This window comes from Bradyrhizobium sp., from assembly GCF_049519115.1.
In the GTDB taxonomy this organism is placed as follows: domain Bacteria; phylum Pseudomonadota; class Alphaproteobacteria; order Rhizobiales; family Xanthobacteraceae; genus Bradyrhizobium.
Window position 1 is genome coordinate 1 of record NZ_JBEKRB010000060.1, and the last position, 15928, is coordinate 15928.

Consider the following 15928-nt stretch of genomic DNA (forward strand, 5'->3'; position numbering starts at 1 on the left):
TTCCAACCCGATCCGCCCAAGCCGAAAGCCTAGGGAACCAAGCCACCCGATCAACGCCGCCGGCTCGCTCTCGACCTTCGTCTCGCGAACAATCTTGCCGCTCCCGTCCACAACACACACGCTTGAGCATTCCAATGACACATCGATTCCGGCATAATGCTCCATGGTCGTCTCCTTGATGCTTGGAGCGAGGTCAATCCTCGACTCCGTCACACCATCATGTGAGGGACGACCGCCCGCTCGGCCAAGAGGCCCGTTACCCCATCTGCGGGTGCGCTCGAGCATCCGGCATTCCCTGCGCCCTCACTCTTTCGGGGGACGTGCGCGTGCAAGACTCAGGCGAGATCGCGCCGTGAGAACGCGAACTCGTATCTGCTGTTTGAAAATTGAATCTGTCCACGTCGTGCTGGGCAAGCGAAAGCGCGACCCGGGATCGATAACCACCGCTGTGCGTTATTTCGACCGCTGTAGCTCCAGCTTTGAACCCGGCATGCATCGGTGGTTATGGGTCCCCGCGTTCGCGGGGACGACATCGTATTTGCGGAGTGTCCGCAGCGATATGCCTCAAATTCTAAGCCGCTTTCCCCTGCACGTTGTCGCAGAATTCGGCGAGGCGTCCGGCGAGCCGCAACGTCGCCGGGCTGGCGTCGGGCGAGGCCACCAACGCGACTTCAGTCCGCTCGATCGGGGAAAAGCCATCCTTGGCCGTCAGCACGCGGTGATCGGCCTGGATCGCCATCTCCGACAGAATGCTCAAGCCCATGCCGGCGGCGATCGCAGCCTGAATGGCGGCAAGGCTGGAACTCGAATAGGCCATGTGCCAGGCGCGGCCGGTACTTTCCAGCGCGTGGATCGCACGGGCGCGATAGATGCAGCCGGTCGGATAACCAATCAGCGGCACCGAGCCGGTTTTCGCCTGGATCGGATGGCTTTTGCTGGTGACCCAGTGCACGCGCTCCGGCCACACCGCGATGCCGACCTTTTCGCCGGCCGAACGTTTGAACAGCGCAAGGTCAAGATCGCCGCGCTCGAGGTCGCGCTTCAAATTCATGCTTTGATCGGCGCGGACATCGAGCCGCAGGCTCGGGTGCGAGCGCGAAAATGACGCCAGCAGCTTGGCCAGCCGATAGGCGGCGAAATCTTCCGGCACCCCTAACCGCACCGCGCCTTCATTGCCCGGCCGCGCCAGCACGTCGCGGGCTTCTTCCTCGAGCGCCAGAAGCCGTCGCGCATAGGACAACAGCCGTTCGCCGGCTTCGGTCGGCGTCACGTCCTTGCCGCTGCGGTTGAGCAGCGGCTGGCCGATATCGTCCTCCAGCCGTTTGATCTGCTGGCTGACGGTTGATTGGGTTCGGTGAATGCGTTCGCTGGCGCGGGTGAAGCCGCCGGCGTCCACCACCGACACAAAACTGCGCAGGAGTTCTAGATCCAGCATCAACGCGACCCATTCGATTATCCACTGGATGGCAGTCTATTATTTAATTTCCAAATGACAAGGGGGCGCCGTAGATCATGGGCAGAGGAGAATTCCATGTCGCTCGCCCCTTCCGTCGCGGTTCCCCGCCCCGCCTTCAATTTGCTGCCGCTGTATATCGCGCTGTTCTGCCTGCTCTGGAGCTTCGCGTTCGTGGCGGGCAAGATCGGCGTCACCTACTGCCCGCCGCTCATTCTGCTGGCGGCGCGATTTTCGCTGGCGGGAATTCTGATTCTCGGCGTCAACGCGTTGCGCGGCGAGGGCTGGTCGTTGTCGCTGCGTGACACGCTGGTGTTCGCGCTGATCGGGGTCGCCAATAACGCGCTCTATCTCGGTCTCGGCTATACCGGTCTCAAGACGGTGTCGGCCGGCCTCGGCGGCCTGATCGTCAGCGCCAATCCCGTCTTTACCGCGGTGTTTGCTGCGTTGGTGCTCAACGAGCAACTCACCTGGCGCAAGATCGCAGGCCTTGGGCTCGGCGTTCTCGGCGTCGGCCTGATCGTCTGGCATCGCCTGTCGGTCGGCACGGATAGTCTGCACGGCATCCTGTTCACGTTCGCGTCGCTGGCGTCGATTGTGGCCGGCACCATCCTGTTCAAGCTGCTGGCGCCGAAGGGCTCCTTATGGATCGGCAACGGCGTGCAGAATCTGACGGCCGGCATCGTGTTGATCCCGTTCGCTTTCACATTGTCCAACGTGAGTGACATCGTGCCGAACCTTCAGTTGCTCGGTGCGTTCGCGTTCCTCACGCTGGGCGGCTCGGTGCTGGCCTATGTGCTCTGGTTCCACCTCTTGCGGGTTTGTGGCGCGACGGCCGCCAGCGCCTATCACTTCCTGATGCCGCCGCTCGGCATGTTGTTCGCCTGGATGGTGCTGGGCGAGCATCTCACGGGCCGCGACCTGCTCGGCATCATTCCAGTCGCGCTCGGCATCTATCTGGTGACGCGTTCCGGCAGGGCCGCTGGTTGAGATCGCTGTAATTCCGAAAACGGAGGGCAAGATGCCTGCATTCTATATCGCCGAGCATATCATCACGGATGCCGAAAAGTTCGAGGAATACAGGGTGAAGGTCGGGCCGATGATTGCGCGATATGGCGGACGGTATCTGACCAAAGGTGGGAGTCATAAATTCCCGGAAGCGGCGCATTGGAAACCGGAGCGGGTCGTCATCATCGAGTTTCCCGACATGACCAGTCTCGATGCCTGGTACAATTCCGCCGAATACCGGCCGCTCTTTGCGCTCCGCAAGCAATCCACGGGCGATAAGGACATGGTAATCGTCCTTGAGGGTATATAGCGGCGGTTGATATCAGTCCTTGCGGAACACGATCGAGGCCATCCAGCCCGTCATCAGCGCCATGAAGGCGGTGAAGGCGCCATAGAGCAGCCCGTCCTGCCTGGCGGTGGTCGCAACGAACTGCTCGAAGCCTACCTTGACGATGTCGAAGGCGGTTTCGGTCCGCGTGATCAGGGCGCCGTCGGAAAACAGCTTGATCTCGACGGTGTAGGTGCCGATCGGCACTTCGGCCGGCAGCGGAATGCCGGTGCGGAACAGCGTCGGTGTCAGGAACGTCACCGCCGAGGTCTCCTCGCGATAAAGACCGTGCTCCTCGCGCAACCGGACAAAGGCGCTGCGGAACGCGTCGTTGGGCACGACGTCGGCGTAGTCCGTTCCGACCCGCTGGGTCAGTAGCACGTTGTTGAGGCCGAGTTGTTGCCGCCGTTCGACCTCGGGCGAGGCGATAGCTTCGAACGGTCGGTTGGAAAACAGCGCCAGATAAGTCGGCACCTGAAGGAATTCGCGGTAGTCGGTATTGATCCAGATGCCGAACTTGCGCTCCTTGCGACGCGTCACCATGTCGGCGCGCGGGCCGCTGACAGTAACAACGAGATCGTAATTGTTGCGGCTGGTGGGCGTCGTTGAGTCCTTCTCCACCGAACCGAACAGCACCAGTTCCTCGCCCGAATAGTTCGGCGTCACGGTCACGCGGTGGTTGGAGACCGAAACGATCAGCCGTTCGGCGCAGGCGGGCGAAGCGCTGACCGCCGCGCCGAACGCCAGCATCGCTGCCATGGCTGCGTTTCGGAAACGTCCGCTCATGCGGCGCCTCCGGCTTCCCGGATGGTGAAGAGATCGTCGGGGCGAATGACGAGTTCGACGGCAAAGCGAATGCCGACCGCGAGAATCAAAAGCCCAAGCAGCAGCCGCAAATGCTCGCCGCGAATCCTCTGGCCGGCCCGGGCGCCGAACTGGGCGCCGGTCACGCCGCCGATCATCAGGATCAGCGCCAGCACGGCGTCGACCAGATGGTTGGTGACGGCGTGCAGCAAGGTCGCGAACGTCATGGTCACCAGCGTCAGCACCATGGAGGTTCCGATCACCGTCGACGTCGGTACCCGCAGGAAATAGATCATGATCGGAATCAGAATGAAGCCGCCGCCGATTCCCATGATGGCGCCGATGAAGCCGATGATGAGGCCGACGGCGATCACGGGGATGACGGACAGGTAGATCTTGGAACGCTTGAAACGCAGCTTGAGCGGCAGGCCGTGGATCCAGCCGTGGCTGCCGGACCGGCGCAGCGGCACGACGATGCCGCGCCGAATGCGAAGCATCGAGCGCAGGCCTTCCCAGAACATCAGCCCGCCCACGGTGGTGAGCAGTACGACATAGGAAAGGGCGATCATCAGGTCGAGCTGACCGAGCGCACGCAACAGTGTGAAGGTCCACACGCCAAGCGCGGTACCGACCGTGCCGCCACTTAACAGCACCAGCGCCAGAGCAGGATCGATAGCGCGGCGGCGCCAGTAGGAAATCGCGCCGGAAAACGACGAGGCCGCGATGTGGCTGGCGACGGAGGCAACCGCGACTGCGGGCGCGATGCCGATGAATATCAGAAGCGGCGTCATCAGGAAGCCGCCGCCGATGCCGAACATGCCCGAGACGAAACCGACCGCTGCGCCCATGGCCAGCAGCAGAAAAATATTCACCGGAATGTCAGCGATCGGGAGATAAAGCTGCACGCGCGTCGTTTCGGAATAAGCCGTGAGGCCGGCCGAAACCGCTCATGGCCTGGTTTCATCGGGAGTGCGGGCCTAATAGCGAATGTCAAATTCACTTCACTAAGCCGCACCCCTGCATAGCCGAAATCGATAGCCGGAGGGACTAAAGAATCCGCAACAAGCGGATTTTTTGCTGCGCACCGCGGCCTACCTGGCAACGTGGTGAAAAATAACGATTAACGAGTGGCCTGCGCGTTTCCGATCGGATCGGTGACGAGGTGCATCTGCAAAGCTTCCGCAGGGTCGAGCCAGCGGATATCCCGCGTTGCAGACATGGCTTCAATCACGGAAGAGGAGATGCCCATCTTGGTCATGTAGCTCAGGACCGTTCCGGTCGTTCGCTGCGCATCGGCGACGGGATCGCGGCCCGGCGAGGGGGTCACAAAGCGGTGGACACCGAGGGCCGAACCATCAACGCCATAGCGCGGCGAGCCGCCGGCATAGACCAGGACACAAGCGCTGGCGCAGTAAGATCGTGTAACCCGGCCGGAAGTGTCGGCGGTGCCGACGGCGGTAGCCAGTCCTCGTGAGCGGATGATTTCGCCCATGATCAGCGCCTGACCGAGATTTCCGCCCGGCGAAGACAGCAGGACAATGTCGCCCGCCGCGAGATGGGCCTCGTCAAGCTGCGCGCGCAACCAGCTTGCGCTGGCCTCGCCGATCGTCCCATGGATGGCCAATGCCGCCCGGCCGCGACCTCGGTCGTCGAGGTCGATCTTCGCGACGACGGATGACGTCATGGTCGGCGCGAAATAGGTTTCCTTCCAGTACACCCACGCCTCCGGCCGCGACAGGTCGCGATAGGCGCGGATGCCGACGCTCAAGATCAGAATGACAAAAAATAACACCGACCAGATCGGCCGCCGCCGTCTTCTGCCGATCGCGGCGCGTGGCGGTGCCGGAGATGGATTGGTGTTGGGAGAGCCCGGCGGCGCAACCCATGGACCGGTCGGCGAGGCCTGGAATGAACTCCGCGGGTCTTCGCGATCTGCCAACGACACAACCTCTTCGGCGCCCATGACCGGCGCGGTCAGCTATCAGGACGTTGTGTTGTTTAATCGAACTTGCCGGTTGCGGATATGTCGGCGGTGCCACACTGGCACCGCCAGTGGGGTGGATTTGGCATTCGCTAGTGGTCCTTTGATTCTAACATTCGCAAAAGTGCCCGCAGAAAAGGGATGCGAATGTTAGAATCGGACCACCAGCGTCAGTGCGCCGATGCCGTGCGCTTCGCCGCCACCGGCTTGATGGCGGGCTTGGTATTTCCGGCGGTCGCCGGCGCCGAATCCCAGCCGCCCGTAGGCGCCGCCACGTTGACGGCATCGTCGGGCTGGGGTTCAGCTGTGAAGGTCTGGATCGCGAGCTTGGCCGCGGCCAGTGACTGCGCGTCGAGACGTTTGGCAATGTCGTCGCGCTTGCGACCGGCGTCGACATCGCCTTGGGCGGCGGCGAGGCTGAACCACTTGAAGGATTCGGCGAGGTTCTGCTCAACGCCGATGCCGCGGGCGTAGAGAATGCCGAGGTTGTACTGGCTGTCGGCGATGCCGCGATCGGCGGCCTTGCGGAACCATTGCGACGCGCTCTTGTAGTTAGCGCCCTTGCCGCCGCCGTCCGCATCCAGCACCGCGAGATTGTGCATCGCCTTGGCGTTGCCGCGCTCGGCGGCCTGCATGTAATAGCGGCGGGCGATATCGACATCCTTTTTCACGCTCAGGCCCTTCTCGTAGAAGGTGCCGAGCCTGAAGATCGCCGGTACGACGCCAGCCTGCGCCGCGCGATCGAGCCATTTGGCGGCTTCGTCGTAATTGGCCGCGACGCCCTTGCCCTCGGCAAAGCGTACACCGATTTCAAAGGCGGCCGTAGGATCGCCCTTGAGCACGGCGGCGCGCAGAACCGGACCGCCGATGGCTTCAGGCAGGTGCTCGGTCGGCGGAACCGCGATCATCGCCAGTTTGCCCGTGCTCGACGAGTTCGGTGAGAGCGGGATCGCCCCGGTCACGTCGCCCGTGGAGGAAAACGAAGGTGCATTGTTCTGTGGAATGGCAACCGAGGCGATGCTGTCGCTGGTCCTGGCGTTGTTGAAAGACTGCCGTCCGATCGGCGTCGGTGACGCCATCGAGGGCGTCGTCTGGGTTGGCATCGCCGGGCTTGCATTGTTGTCGGCAGGAGAAGCCGGCGACGGCGCATCGGTCGAACTTTCCGCACCTGGTATCGCCGGTGGGGTGCCGGTATCGAGCAGCGTCATCGCCATCCTGAATGTGCCGAGCACGATCACGACGACGCTCGCGCCGACCAGCAAGGAGCGGATCTTCGAGGTAATGTTCGAGGCCGGCTTGGTTGGGTCGGCGGGCTTTGCGGCCTTCGGCGTCCGGCCGGCTTTGTCGGGCGGCGGCGCGGCGGCGGCGGCCTGAGCGGCACGGCGCGCGGCGGCAATGAAACTCGACGTACTGACGGGCTCCTTGGAAGCGGCGGCGGCCGGAATGCTGCTGATCGCGCTCTCGGATGCCGCGATGCGCTCCGACGGCGAGGCAACACGGGCCGACGGCCGTGTGCCCGGTTCGAGCGGATGATCGGGCGGCAGGTCCGGGTCGATCGCAAGGCGCGGGGGCGCCGTATGCGGCTCCAGAATTTCGCTGATGGTCCGGGGCGGAACCGCGGGCGGCTCTGCCTGGGAAGCCGCATGGAAATCGCGCGGAGCGGCGGAAAAATACTCCTGCTGTGCGGCAGGGGTCGGCAATTCCGGCTTGATCGGCGGCGGCATCGCCACCGATGGGATCGCCTCCGGTTCTGCATATTGCAGCACAAGCGGCTCTTCAGGCGCGGAATAAGAAGGTTCGGGAGCCGACGGGGCCGGTGCCGCATAACTCGGCGCCGCCACGGGCGGCGCTGCCGGCTGGGCGCGAGCCGTCCGCAGATCGCCTTCGATCGTCGAAAGGCGATCGACCACGTGGCCGAGCGTGTTGTGGACGGCTTCCAGCGAGTCTTGGGTATGACGACCGGTTTCCGCCTGGCTGAAACGGATGTCGGACAATTCGCGCTTGAACAGATCGGCGAATCCGTCGTCTGGGGCGGCCGGCTCGCCGCGGTTATTGGCGGCGAAGTCGGCAAAGCTCGCATGCTGCCGTTCGAGATGGTGCAGAATATCATGAAGGCCCTCCTCGACCCGCCCGAGATTGCCGGAGCGATGATCGGAGGAAGCTTCCAGCCGTTCGAGCAGATAGGATACGCGCTGCTCCAGATGAGCGAAAGCGGACGCGCTGTCGTTGCCGACCGGCATGCGGTCGAGGCGATCGGACAGGGCCAGCAAGGCGCGCTCGATCTGCTCGGAATTCTCGCTTGCCGGCGGCCGTTGTTCGCGGCTCTCGAGCGAGGACATCAGCGCGGCGATGCGCTGTTCGAGTGCTACAAGCGAATCGGCACGGCCATCCGGGCGGCTCAGCTGGTCGACCTTGGCTGACAGAGCATGCACGTCGTCGCTGAGGCGAGCCAGCGCATCGTTGGATGCGACATTGGAGACGATCGCGCGAAGGGCTGCGATCGCGCCTTCGAGCTGGTGGATCGTCGACGGGTCGTCGTTGGCCCGAATGATCTGGTCGAGTTTGGCGGTGAGGTTGCGGATTGCCTGGTCGTAGCCTGCGAGCTGTTCGGCCGGGGTCAGTGAGCGCAGCACTTCGCGGATTTCGCTGAGCGCGCGTTCAATGCCGGCGAGCGTCTGGCTGTCGCTGCCGTTTTGTCTGTTATCGTCGATGCGGCGGGCGAGGGCGCGCACTTCGTTTTCGATCGATTCGATCGCCCGGCGCGGCATCGCCTCGGTAATGGCCTGACGAATTTCGCCGAGTTCGCTGCGGAAAGCGGCGATCGACTGTTCGATGTGATCGGGCTGCCGCAGCGATTCGATCTGGCTCGTGATTTTGACGAGGTGCTGCTCCAGCGACGAAAAATCAGGGCCCGGCGGCGGGGCGTAGGCGGCAGCGGGCGGCGGCGCATAGGCCGATGCCGGCACAATCGGCGGCGCGTTGCGCAGCACCGGTTGGGCGGCAAAGCCGTCGAGCTCGTTCTGGCGCGCGGAAATTTCCGCGATCGCGGAATCGAAGGAGGCCGGATTGAGCGGAGGCGAGGGACGATAGACCTGGGTAGCCGCGCGCTCGACCATCTCGGCCTGTCGTTGCTTTTCCTGAGCCTGGCGCTGTTGCGCGGGTGCCGGATTGGAAATCTGCGAGAGCCGCGCATCGAGACGCGCGATCGCATCATTCAATTGCCGCGCGACCGGCGGCTCGCCGCGCGGGGCATCGTTGCGCGGCCGTGCTTGCGAAATCTGTTCGATCTGGCGGGTGATCGCATCCAGCCGCTGGTGGATGTCGGCGACATCCCGGCTCTGCTGGGCGGGCATCGCCGGACGTTGGTCGGGAGGACTGCGAAAATTCGGCGGGGTGGCGTCGCCCAGGCTCAGGTTGAGCCAGTCGCTCAACGACACGCCGGCCCGGCGAGCGGCAGCCTCGGCCCGCTCCCGGACGGCGGGATCAATGCCTTCAGTACTCCACGATACACGCGAATTCATGCTTCCGTCCGGTTCCGCTCCGGCGCTCCACCTGGCGCCTCCGGCCTCCCCGCGTGTCCCCAAGACGAGACAATCGAATTTGGCGCGGGTCGTCTGCCTCTGCAGATCGACTTTTTCGCGTTACGGTAAATAACGGGTTAAGGAACGAGGCTGGCCGGCCGTAAAGTTTGCGGAGCCGATCCGAGGATCGCAATCAGCTTCGCCTTAGTCGCTGGAACCGGTCTCTTTTTTTCGCGTCCCGGCATCGAACGGTACGACCGCAGCGCAAGAGATCGCCGAAAGTGCCGTGATCGCTTCCTCGCACCACTCGGCGACCATTTGCTCGTGCCGCAGGCCGATGCGAAGCCCAAGCAGCTTGCCCATGTCGGCGGGTGAAGCGGTTCCCTGCGGAAAGCGTTTCTTCAGGATCCGCTCGTAGCGCTCATAGCGGTCGCGGTGATGTTCCTGCCTTGCCATCAAATCGGCGCGCAACGGCTCGATGTCGACCGCATCGAGCGCATAAATCCGGATCAGGAGATCGTCCTTGATCGAGGCCGGCGTCGAGGGGCGGGCGGCCCAATGGCGGAACGCGACTTTGCCCTCGGTCGTCAGCGTATAGACCAGCTTGTTGGGTTTGCCGGACTGGACGACCTCGCGCCCCTGAATATGGCCGCGCTCGCGCAGCTTGGAGAGCTCGCGATAAATCTGCTGATGGTCGGCTTTCCAGAAAAAGCCGATCGAGGAATCGAACGTCTTGGCGAGCTCATAGCCCGTCATGGGGCGTTCGGTCAGGCAGGCGAGAATGGCGTCAGCAAGGGCCAAGGGGCGATCTCCCATCCCGTCGTCGAATGATCCGCCATTTAAACGCGGTTGACTTTATGCGTATTTATGCATATGCGTCAATGTGCATATAGGGGCGACGGCGATACCCGGGCCCGGGCTGTCGATCGCGGGAGGCTTGCTTTGACAACGAACGGCCTTCAACGATGGCATGGCTTTCTCGAGTCCCGAGATCCCGCCGCGCTCTGGAATTTGCTCCATCCCGATGTCGTGTTCGAAAGCCCCGTGGTGCACACGCCGCAGCGTGGCCGCGACATCACTTCCAAATACCTGATCGGTGCCACCAAGGTGTTGGCCGGCCCGGGCTTTCGCTATGTTGGCGAATGGACCAGTGATGACGGCGCTGTGCTGGAATTCACCTGCGAAGTCGAGGGCGTCACAATCAACGGCGTCGACATCATCAGTTTTGACGCAGAGGATCGCATCACGCATTTCAAGGTGATGGTTCGCCCGCTGAAAGCCATCAATCTGCTGCATCGGTTGATGGGCGCGCAATTGGCAACGCCCTAATGCCGCGGTGCAAGACCATCGCGCAGTTGCGGTAGGAGCTGCCCTCGACTCAAGGAAGCGGTTAATGTCCGCCTCCAGCTGCCCTCAAGAACGCCACCAAGACCTTGCCGGGAGAACGTCATGCCGATCTACAAAGCGCCGCTTGAAGACGTTAATTTCCTGCTCAACGACGTCTTTCAAATCGACCGTTACGACAATCTCCCCGGATTCAGCGACGCGTCGGCCGATGTGCGCGAGGCCATACTGGGCGAAGCGGCCAAGCTGAGCGAGGAAGTCCTGCAGCCACTCAACCGTGTCGGCGATCTCGAAGGCTGTACCCGCCACGACGACAACAGCGTGACGACGCCGAAGGGTTTCAAGGCGGCCTTTAAACAGGTCGCCGAAGGCGGCTGGCTCGGACTCTCGGTACCGACGGAATATGGCGGGCAGGGCTTGCCGATCACGCTGAGCCAGACCGTCACCGAATTCCAGTGCTCGGCGAACATGGCCTTTTCCATGTATGGCGGTCTCACCGTGGGCGCGACCGCAGCGCTGCTCGTGCACGGCACGCCGGAGCAGAAGGCGATGTACGTCCCGAAAATGGTGGCGGGCGAATGGACCGGCACCATGAACCTCACCGAGCCGCAATGCGGAACGGATCTGGGTCTGTTGCGCACCAAGGCCGTCAAGCAAGGCGACGGCAGCTACAAGATATCAGGCACCAAGATCTTCATTTCCGCCGGCGAGCACGACCTCACCGAAAACATCATTCATCTGGTGCTGGCGCGCATTGAAGGGGCGCCCGCCGGCATCAAGGGCGTGTCGCTGTTCGTGGTGCCGAAATTCCTGGTCAATGCCGACGGCTCGCTGGGGCAACGCAACGGCGTCACCTGCGGCTCGATCGAGCACAAAATGGGCATTCACGGCAATTCGACCTGCGTGATGAATTACGATGCCGCCACCGGCTGGCTGATCGGCGAGGAAAACAAGGGCATGCAGGGCATGTTCGTGATGATGAACGAGGCACGGCTTGGCGTCGCCGTGCAGGGCCTGGCGCAGTCGGAAGTCGCCTACCAGAACGCGGCAGCCTACGCCCGCGACCGCCTGCAGGGCCGCGCGCTGTCGGGCGTGAAAGCACCGGACAAACCGGCCGATCCGATCATCGTACATCCTGACGTGCGTCGCACGCTGCTTACCATTCGCGCCTTCAACGAGGCGGCGCGTGCGATGGTGGTCTGGACCTCACTCAAGAGCGACGTGGCCCACAGGTCGAGCGACCCGAAAGATCGCCAGGAGGCGGACGATCACATGGGGCTGATGACGCCGGTCATGAAAGGGTTTCTCACCGAGACCGGCTTTGCCAATGCCGTTCAGGCCCAGCAGATGTATGGCGGTCACGGCTATATCGCCGAGCAGGGCATGGAGCAGTTCGTGCGCGATGCGCGTATCGCCATGATCTATGAGGGCGCCAACGGTATTCAGGCGCTCGATCTGGTCGGTCGCAAATTGCCGCGTGACGGTGGCCGCGCCGTAATGGCTTTCTTCGGCGAAGTCGGCGCCTTCGCCAAGGAGCATGGCGGCGACGAGGCGATGAAGCCGTTCGTCGCGCCATTGTCCAATGCGCTTGGCCATCTTCAGCAGGCCACCACCTGGCTGATGCAGAACGCGATGATGAAGCCGGATAACGCCGGCGCGGCTGCCACCGACTACATGCATTTGTTCGGCCTGGTGACGCTGGGCTATATGTGGGCCAAGATGGCGAAAGTCGCCAACGACAAGATTGCGGGGAGCGGCGCAACCGCTTATCTGACGACCAAGCTGGTGACGGGCCGCTTCTTCATGGAACGGGTGCTGCCGGCAACCACCACACATCTGGCGCGCATCCAGAGCGGCAGCGCCACCATCATGGAATTGGCGGCCGACGCTTTCTGATCGGAGCAGTTTTTACCGCGGGACCGTTGAGGTCCCGCGTCTGTCTTTCAAACCGAATATGATCCTCAACCCGGGAGGGCTTCATGCCTGAGGCGTATATCTACGATCACGTTCGCACGCCGCGCGGCCGCGGCAAGGCCGACGGTGCATTGCATGAGGTGACAGCGCTCGCGCTCGCCACCGCGCCGTTGAAGGCGCTCAAGGAGCGTAACCATCTGCCCGAAGGGGTCGTCGACGACGTGATCCTGGGCGTGGTTGATCCGATCGGTGAGGCCGGTTCCGACATTGCGCGCTTTGCTGCGCTGCAGGCGGGTCTGGGCGAATCCGTTCCCGGCGTGCAGATCAGCCGCTTTTGCGCCTCAGGTCTCGATGCGGTGAATTTCGCCGCCGCCCAGATCATGAGCGGCCAGAACGAACTGACGATCGGTGGTGGCGCGGAATCCATGAGCCGGGTCGGTATCGGCGCTTCCGGCGGTGCCTGGCCGATGGATCCCTCGATCGCGGTGCCGGCCTATTTCATGCCGCAGGGCATCTCGGCCGATCTGATTGCGACCAAATACGGCTTTTCGCGCGACGACGTCGATGCCTATGCGGTGCAAAGCCAGCAACGCGCGGCAAAGTCCTGGGACGAGGGCCGCTTCGACAAATCGGTGGTGCCGGTAAAGGACGTCAACGGGCTCACGATCCTGGCCAAGGACGAACACATGCGACCCTCGACGACGATGCAGACGCTGGCGCAGTTGCAGCCGTCGTTTGCACAGGTGGCGCAGATGGGCGGCTTCGATGGCGTGGCGATTCAGTCGCACCCCGAGATCGAGCGCGTCAATTACGTGCATCACGCCGGCAATTCGTCAGGGATCGTCGACGGTGCAGGCGCGGTGCTGCTCGGCAGCAAGGAAGCGGGCAGTAAATATGGTTTGAAGCCCCGCGCCAAGATCCGCGCCTTTGCCAATATCGGTTCGGAGCCCGCGATGATGCTGACCGGCCCGGTCGACGTCACCGAAAAACTGTTCGAACGCTCCGGCATGAAGAAGTCCGACATCGACTTGTTCGAGTTGAACGAGGCGTTCGCTTCCGTGGTGCTGCGCTATATCCAGGCGTTCGACATCGACAACGCCAAGATCAACGTCAATGGCGGGGCGATTGCACTCGGCCATCCGTTGGGCGCAACGGGGGCGATGATACTCGGCACCGTGCTCGACGAACTCGAGCGCTCCAACAAGTCGACCGCGCTGGTTACGCTGTGCATCGGCGGCGGCATGGGTACCGCCACGATCATCGAGCGCGTGTAAGGGGGAACGGGAAATGGCCAAGAATTTCAAAGTCGAGACCGACGCTGACGGCATTGCACTCGTCACCTGGGATATTCCCGGCCGCTCGATGAACGTGCTGGATGAAACCACGATCGCCGAGCTTGAGGAGATCGTGAAGCAGACCTCGGCCGATGCGGCGGTAAAGGGCGTCGTTATCACCTCCGGCAAGGAGGCATTTTCGGCCGGTGCTGACCTGTCGATGCTGGAAGGCATGCACGGGCGATATACTGCGTTATTCAAGACCAAGGGCGAAGTGGCGGCCAACCAGATGCTGTTCGACGAGAGCCGCAAGATGTCGCTACTGTTTCGCGCGATCGAGACATCCGGCAAGCCCTGGGTCGCCGCGATCAACGGCCTGGCGCTCGGCGGAGCGTTCGAACTGACGCTGGCCTGCCACCACCGTGTCGCTGCGCAAAATCCCAAGACTCGCCTCGGGTTGCCTGAAATCAAGGTCGGGCTTTTCCCCGGCGCCGGCGGCACCCAGCGCGTGCCGCGCATCGTGTCGCCGCAAGACGCGATGCAATTGTTGCTCAAGGGCGAAGCCGTCAATCTCGACAAGGCCAAGACGCTGAAATTGATCGATGCCTTGGTGCCGGCGTCGGATTTGATCAAGGCGGCCAAGGACTGGATCAAGGGCGGCGGCAAGGCGGCCGCCCCCTGGGACGATAAGGCGTTCAGGCTGCCGGGCGGGCCGGTCTACTCCAAGGCCGGCATGATGATGTTCCCCGCGGGCAATGCTATCTATCGCCGCGAGACCTTCGACAATTACCCGGCGGCGCGCGCCGTCATGCAATGCGTTTATGAAGGCTTGCAGTTGCCGATCGACGCGGCACTTCGCGTCGAGTCGCGCTACTTCGCGCAGATCCTGCGCTCGAACGAAGCGGCGGCGATGATCCGCTCGCTGTTCCTGTCGATGCAGGAATTGAACAAGGGCGCGCGGCGTCCGCCAAACGTTCCACCGACCAAGGTCAAGAAGCTCGCCATCATCGGCGCCGGCTTCATGGGCGCGAGCGTCGGCTATGTCTCGGCACGTGGCGGCATCGACGTGGTGCTGATCGACCGCGACCAGGTCAGTGCCGACAAGGGCAAGGCGCATGCACAATCGGTGATCGACGACCTGATCAAGAAAGGCCGCGCCAAGGAGAGCGATCGCGACACGATCTTGTCGCGCATTTCAGCGACGGCCGACTACAACGCGCTGAAGGATTGCGATCTCGTCATCGAGGCGGTGTTCGAGGACCGCAAGGTCAAGGCCGAAACCTATGCCAGGGCGCAGCCGCTGTTGAAGAGTGATGCGATCTTTGCCTCCAACACCTCGACGCTGCCGATCAATTCGCTGGCGGAGGAATTCAAGGACCAGGGCAAGTTCATCGGCATCCACTTCTTCTCCCCGGTCGAGAAGATGATGCTGGTGGAAATCATCGTCGGCAAGAATACCGGCGATGTCGCGCTCGCCACCGCGCTCGACTATGTGCGCCAGATCGGCAAGACCCCGATCGTGGTCAATGATAGCAGAGGCTTCTTCGCCAACCGCTGCGTGCTGCGTTTCACCGCCGAGGGGCTGGAAATGCTGATGGAGGGCGTGCCGCCGGCGATGATCGAGAACACCGCCAAGATGGCCGGCATGCCGGTCGGGCCGTTGTCGCTGTCGGATGAAGTCGCGCTCGATCTCGTGCTCAAGATCATGAAGGCCACCGAAGCCGACCTCGGCCCGAACGCGATCGATCAGGCCCAGAAGAAGCTTCTGGTCGAAATGGTCGAAAAGCAGGGCCGCTTCGGCCGCAAGAACAGCAAGGGCTTTTACGACTATCCGGAGAAGGGCAAGGGCCAGAAGAGCCTGTGGTCCGCTCTCGGGGGCCTTCAGCCGAAGCACCTCGATCCGGACACACTCGATGTCGAGGAAATGAAGCAGCGTTTCCTCGTGGTGCAGGCGGTGGAAGCGGCCCGCACCGTGGAGGACCACGTCATCACCGATCCGCGCGAGGCCGATGTCGGTTCGATTCTCGGCTTCGGCTTTGCGCCGTTCACCGGCGGTACGCTGTCTTACATCGATTTCATGGGCACCAAGAAGTTCGTCGAATTGTGCCACAAGCTCGAGGCCAAATACGGCTCGCGCTTCACTCCGCCGAAACTGCTGATCGAGATGGCCGCCAAGGGCGAGACTTTCTACGGCCGCTTCCCGCCGAAGAAACAAGCGGCGGCGTAGTACTTGACCTCCCCTTGAAAAGGGGAGGTCGCTTGATCGCAGACCAAGCGGGAGGGGATCCACTTGAGCAAGAT

General features: G+C 62.8%; 12 protein-coding genes and 1 pseudogene. 6 read left to right on the forward strand and 7 right to left on the reverse strand.

What is annotated here, in order from left to right; all coding sequences use genetic code 11:
* Together ABSE61_RS30445 and ABSE61_RS30450 are read right to left on the reverse strand one after the other, a co-directional pair.
* A pseudogene (locus ABSE61_RS30445) lies at positions 1–165 on the reverse strand (IS110 family transposase); the annotation flags it as partial.
* 406 nt (positions 166–571) lie between these two features.
* Positions 572–1435, reverse strand: a complete 864-nt coding sequence (locus ABSE61_RS30450) for a LysR family transcriptional regulator (RefSeq protein WP_423874875.1) — start codon at positions 1433–1435, stop codon at positions 572–574.
* A gap of 96 nt (positions 1436–1531) precedes the next feature.
* Here ABSE61_RS30450 and ABSE61_RS30455 point away from each other — a divergent pair, with 96 nt between their 5' ends.
* Positions 1532–2443, forward strand: coding sequence for a DMT family transporter (locus ABSE61_RS30455; protein WP_423874876.1), 912 nt, complete (start codon positions 1532–1534; stop codon positions 2441–2443).
* Positions 2444–2474: 31 nt separating this feature from the next.
* The gene (locus tag ABSE61_RS30460) at positions 2475–2771 is read left to right on the forward strand and encodes a DUF1330 domain-containing protein (RefSeq protein ID WP_423874877.1); all 297 of its coding nucleotides are present in this window, start codon (positions 2475–2477) and stop codon (positions 2769–2771) included.
* A gap of 12 nt (positions 2772–2783) precedes the next feature.
* On the opposite strand, the gene ABSE61_RS30465 is transcribed toward ABSE61_RS30460, so the two are convergent.
* The 5 genes from ABSE61_RS30465 to ABSE61_RS30485 form a co-directional block, all read right to left on the reverse strand.
* On the reverse strand, positions 2784–3575 hold the full coding sequence (locus ABSE61_RS30465) for a TIGR02186 family protein (protein WP_423874878.1): 792 nt from the start codon (positions 3573–3575) through the stop codon (positions 2784–2786).
* Positions 3572–4498, reverse strand: coding sequence for a sulfite exporter TauE/SafE family protein (locus ABSE61_RS30470; protein ID WP_423874879.1), 927 nt, complete (start codon positions 4496–4498; stop codon positions 3572–3574). The genes ABSE61_RS30465 and ABSE61_RS30470 overlap by 4 nt, the downstream gene beginning before the upstream one ends.
* A 215-nt stretch (positions 4499–4713) precedes the next feature.
* Entirely contained in the window at positions 4714–5538 is an 825-nt protein-coding gene (locus tag ABSE61_RS30475; protein ID WP_423874898.1) for a COG3904 family protein, read from the reverse strand.
* Between the two features lie 206 nt (positions 5539–5744).
* Positions 5745–9095, reverse strand: a complete 3351-nt coding sequence (locus ABSE61_RS30480) for a tetratricopeptide repeat protein (RefSeq protein ID WP_423874880.1) — start codon at positions 9093–9095, stop codon at positions 5745–5747.
* 204 nt (positions 9096–9299) lie between these two features.
* Positions 9300–9896 carry a PadR family transcriptional regulator gene (locus ABSE61_RS30485; RefSeq protein ID WP_423874881.1) on the reverse strand — a complete coding sequence of 199 codons (597 nt, stop codon included), beginning with the start codon at positions 9894–9896 and terminating at the stop codon, positions 9300–9302.
* 141 nt (positions 9897–10037) lie between these two features.
* Here ABSE61_RS30485 and ABSE61_RS30490 point away from each other — a divergent pair, with 141 nt between their 5' ends.
* The 4 genes from ABSE61_RS30490 to ABSE61_RS30505 all read left to right on the forward strand — a co-directional run bounded on the left by ABSE61_RS30490 (position 10038) and on the right by ABSE61_RS30505 (position 15854).
* Positions 10038–10424 carry a nuclear transport factor 2 family protein gene (locus tag ABSE61_RS30490; protein WP_423874882.1) on the forward strand — a complete coding sequence of 129 codons (387 nt, stop codon included), beginning with the start codon at positions 10038–10040 and terminating at the stop codon, positions 10422–10424.
* 120 nt (positions 10425–10544) lie between these two features.
* Positions 10545–12335, forward strand: a complete 1791-nt coding sequence (locus ABSE61_RS30495; protein ID WP_423874883.1) for an acyl-CoA dehydrogenase C-terminal domain-containing protein — start codon at positions 10545–10547, stop codon at positions 12333–12335.
* Between the two features lie 83 nt (positions 12336–12418).
* Positions 12419–13627: an acetyl-CoA C-acetyltransferase gene (locus ABSE61_RS30500; RefSeq protein ID WP_423874884.1), complete on the forward strand. Its 1209-nt coding sequence runs from the start codon at positions 12419–12421 to the stop codon at positions 13625–13627.
* 13 nt (positions 13628–13640) lie between these two features.
* Positions 13641–15854, forward strand: coding sequence for a 3-hydroxyacyl-CoA dehydrogenase NAD-binding domain-containing protein (locus ABSE61_RS30505; protein ID WP_423874885.1), 2214 nt, complete (start codon positions 13641–13643; stop codon positions 15852–15854).
* The last annotated feature ends 74 nt before the right edge of the window (positions 15855–15928 follow it).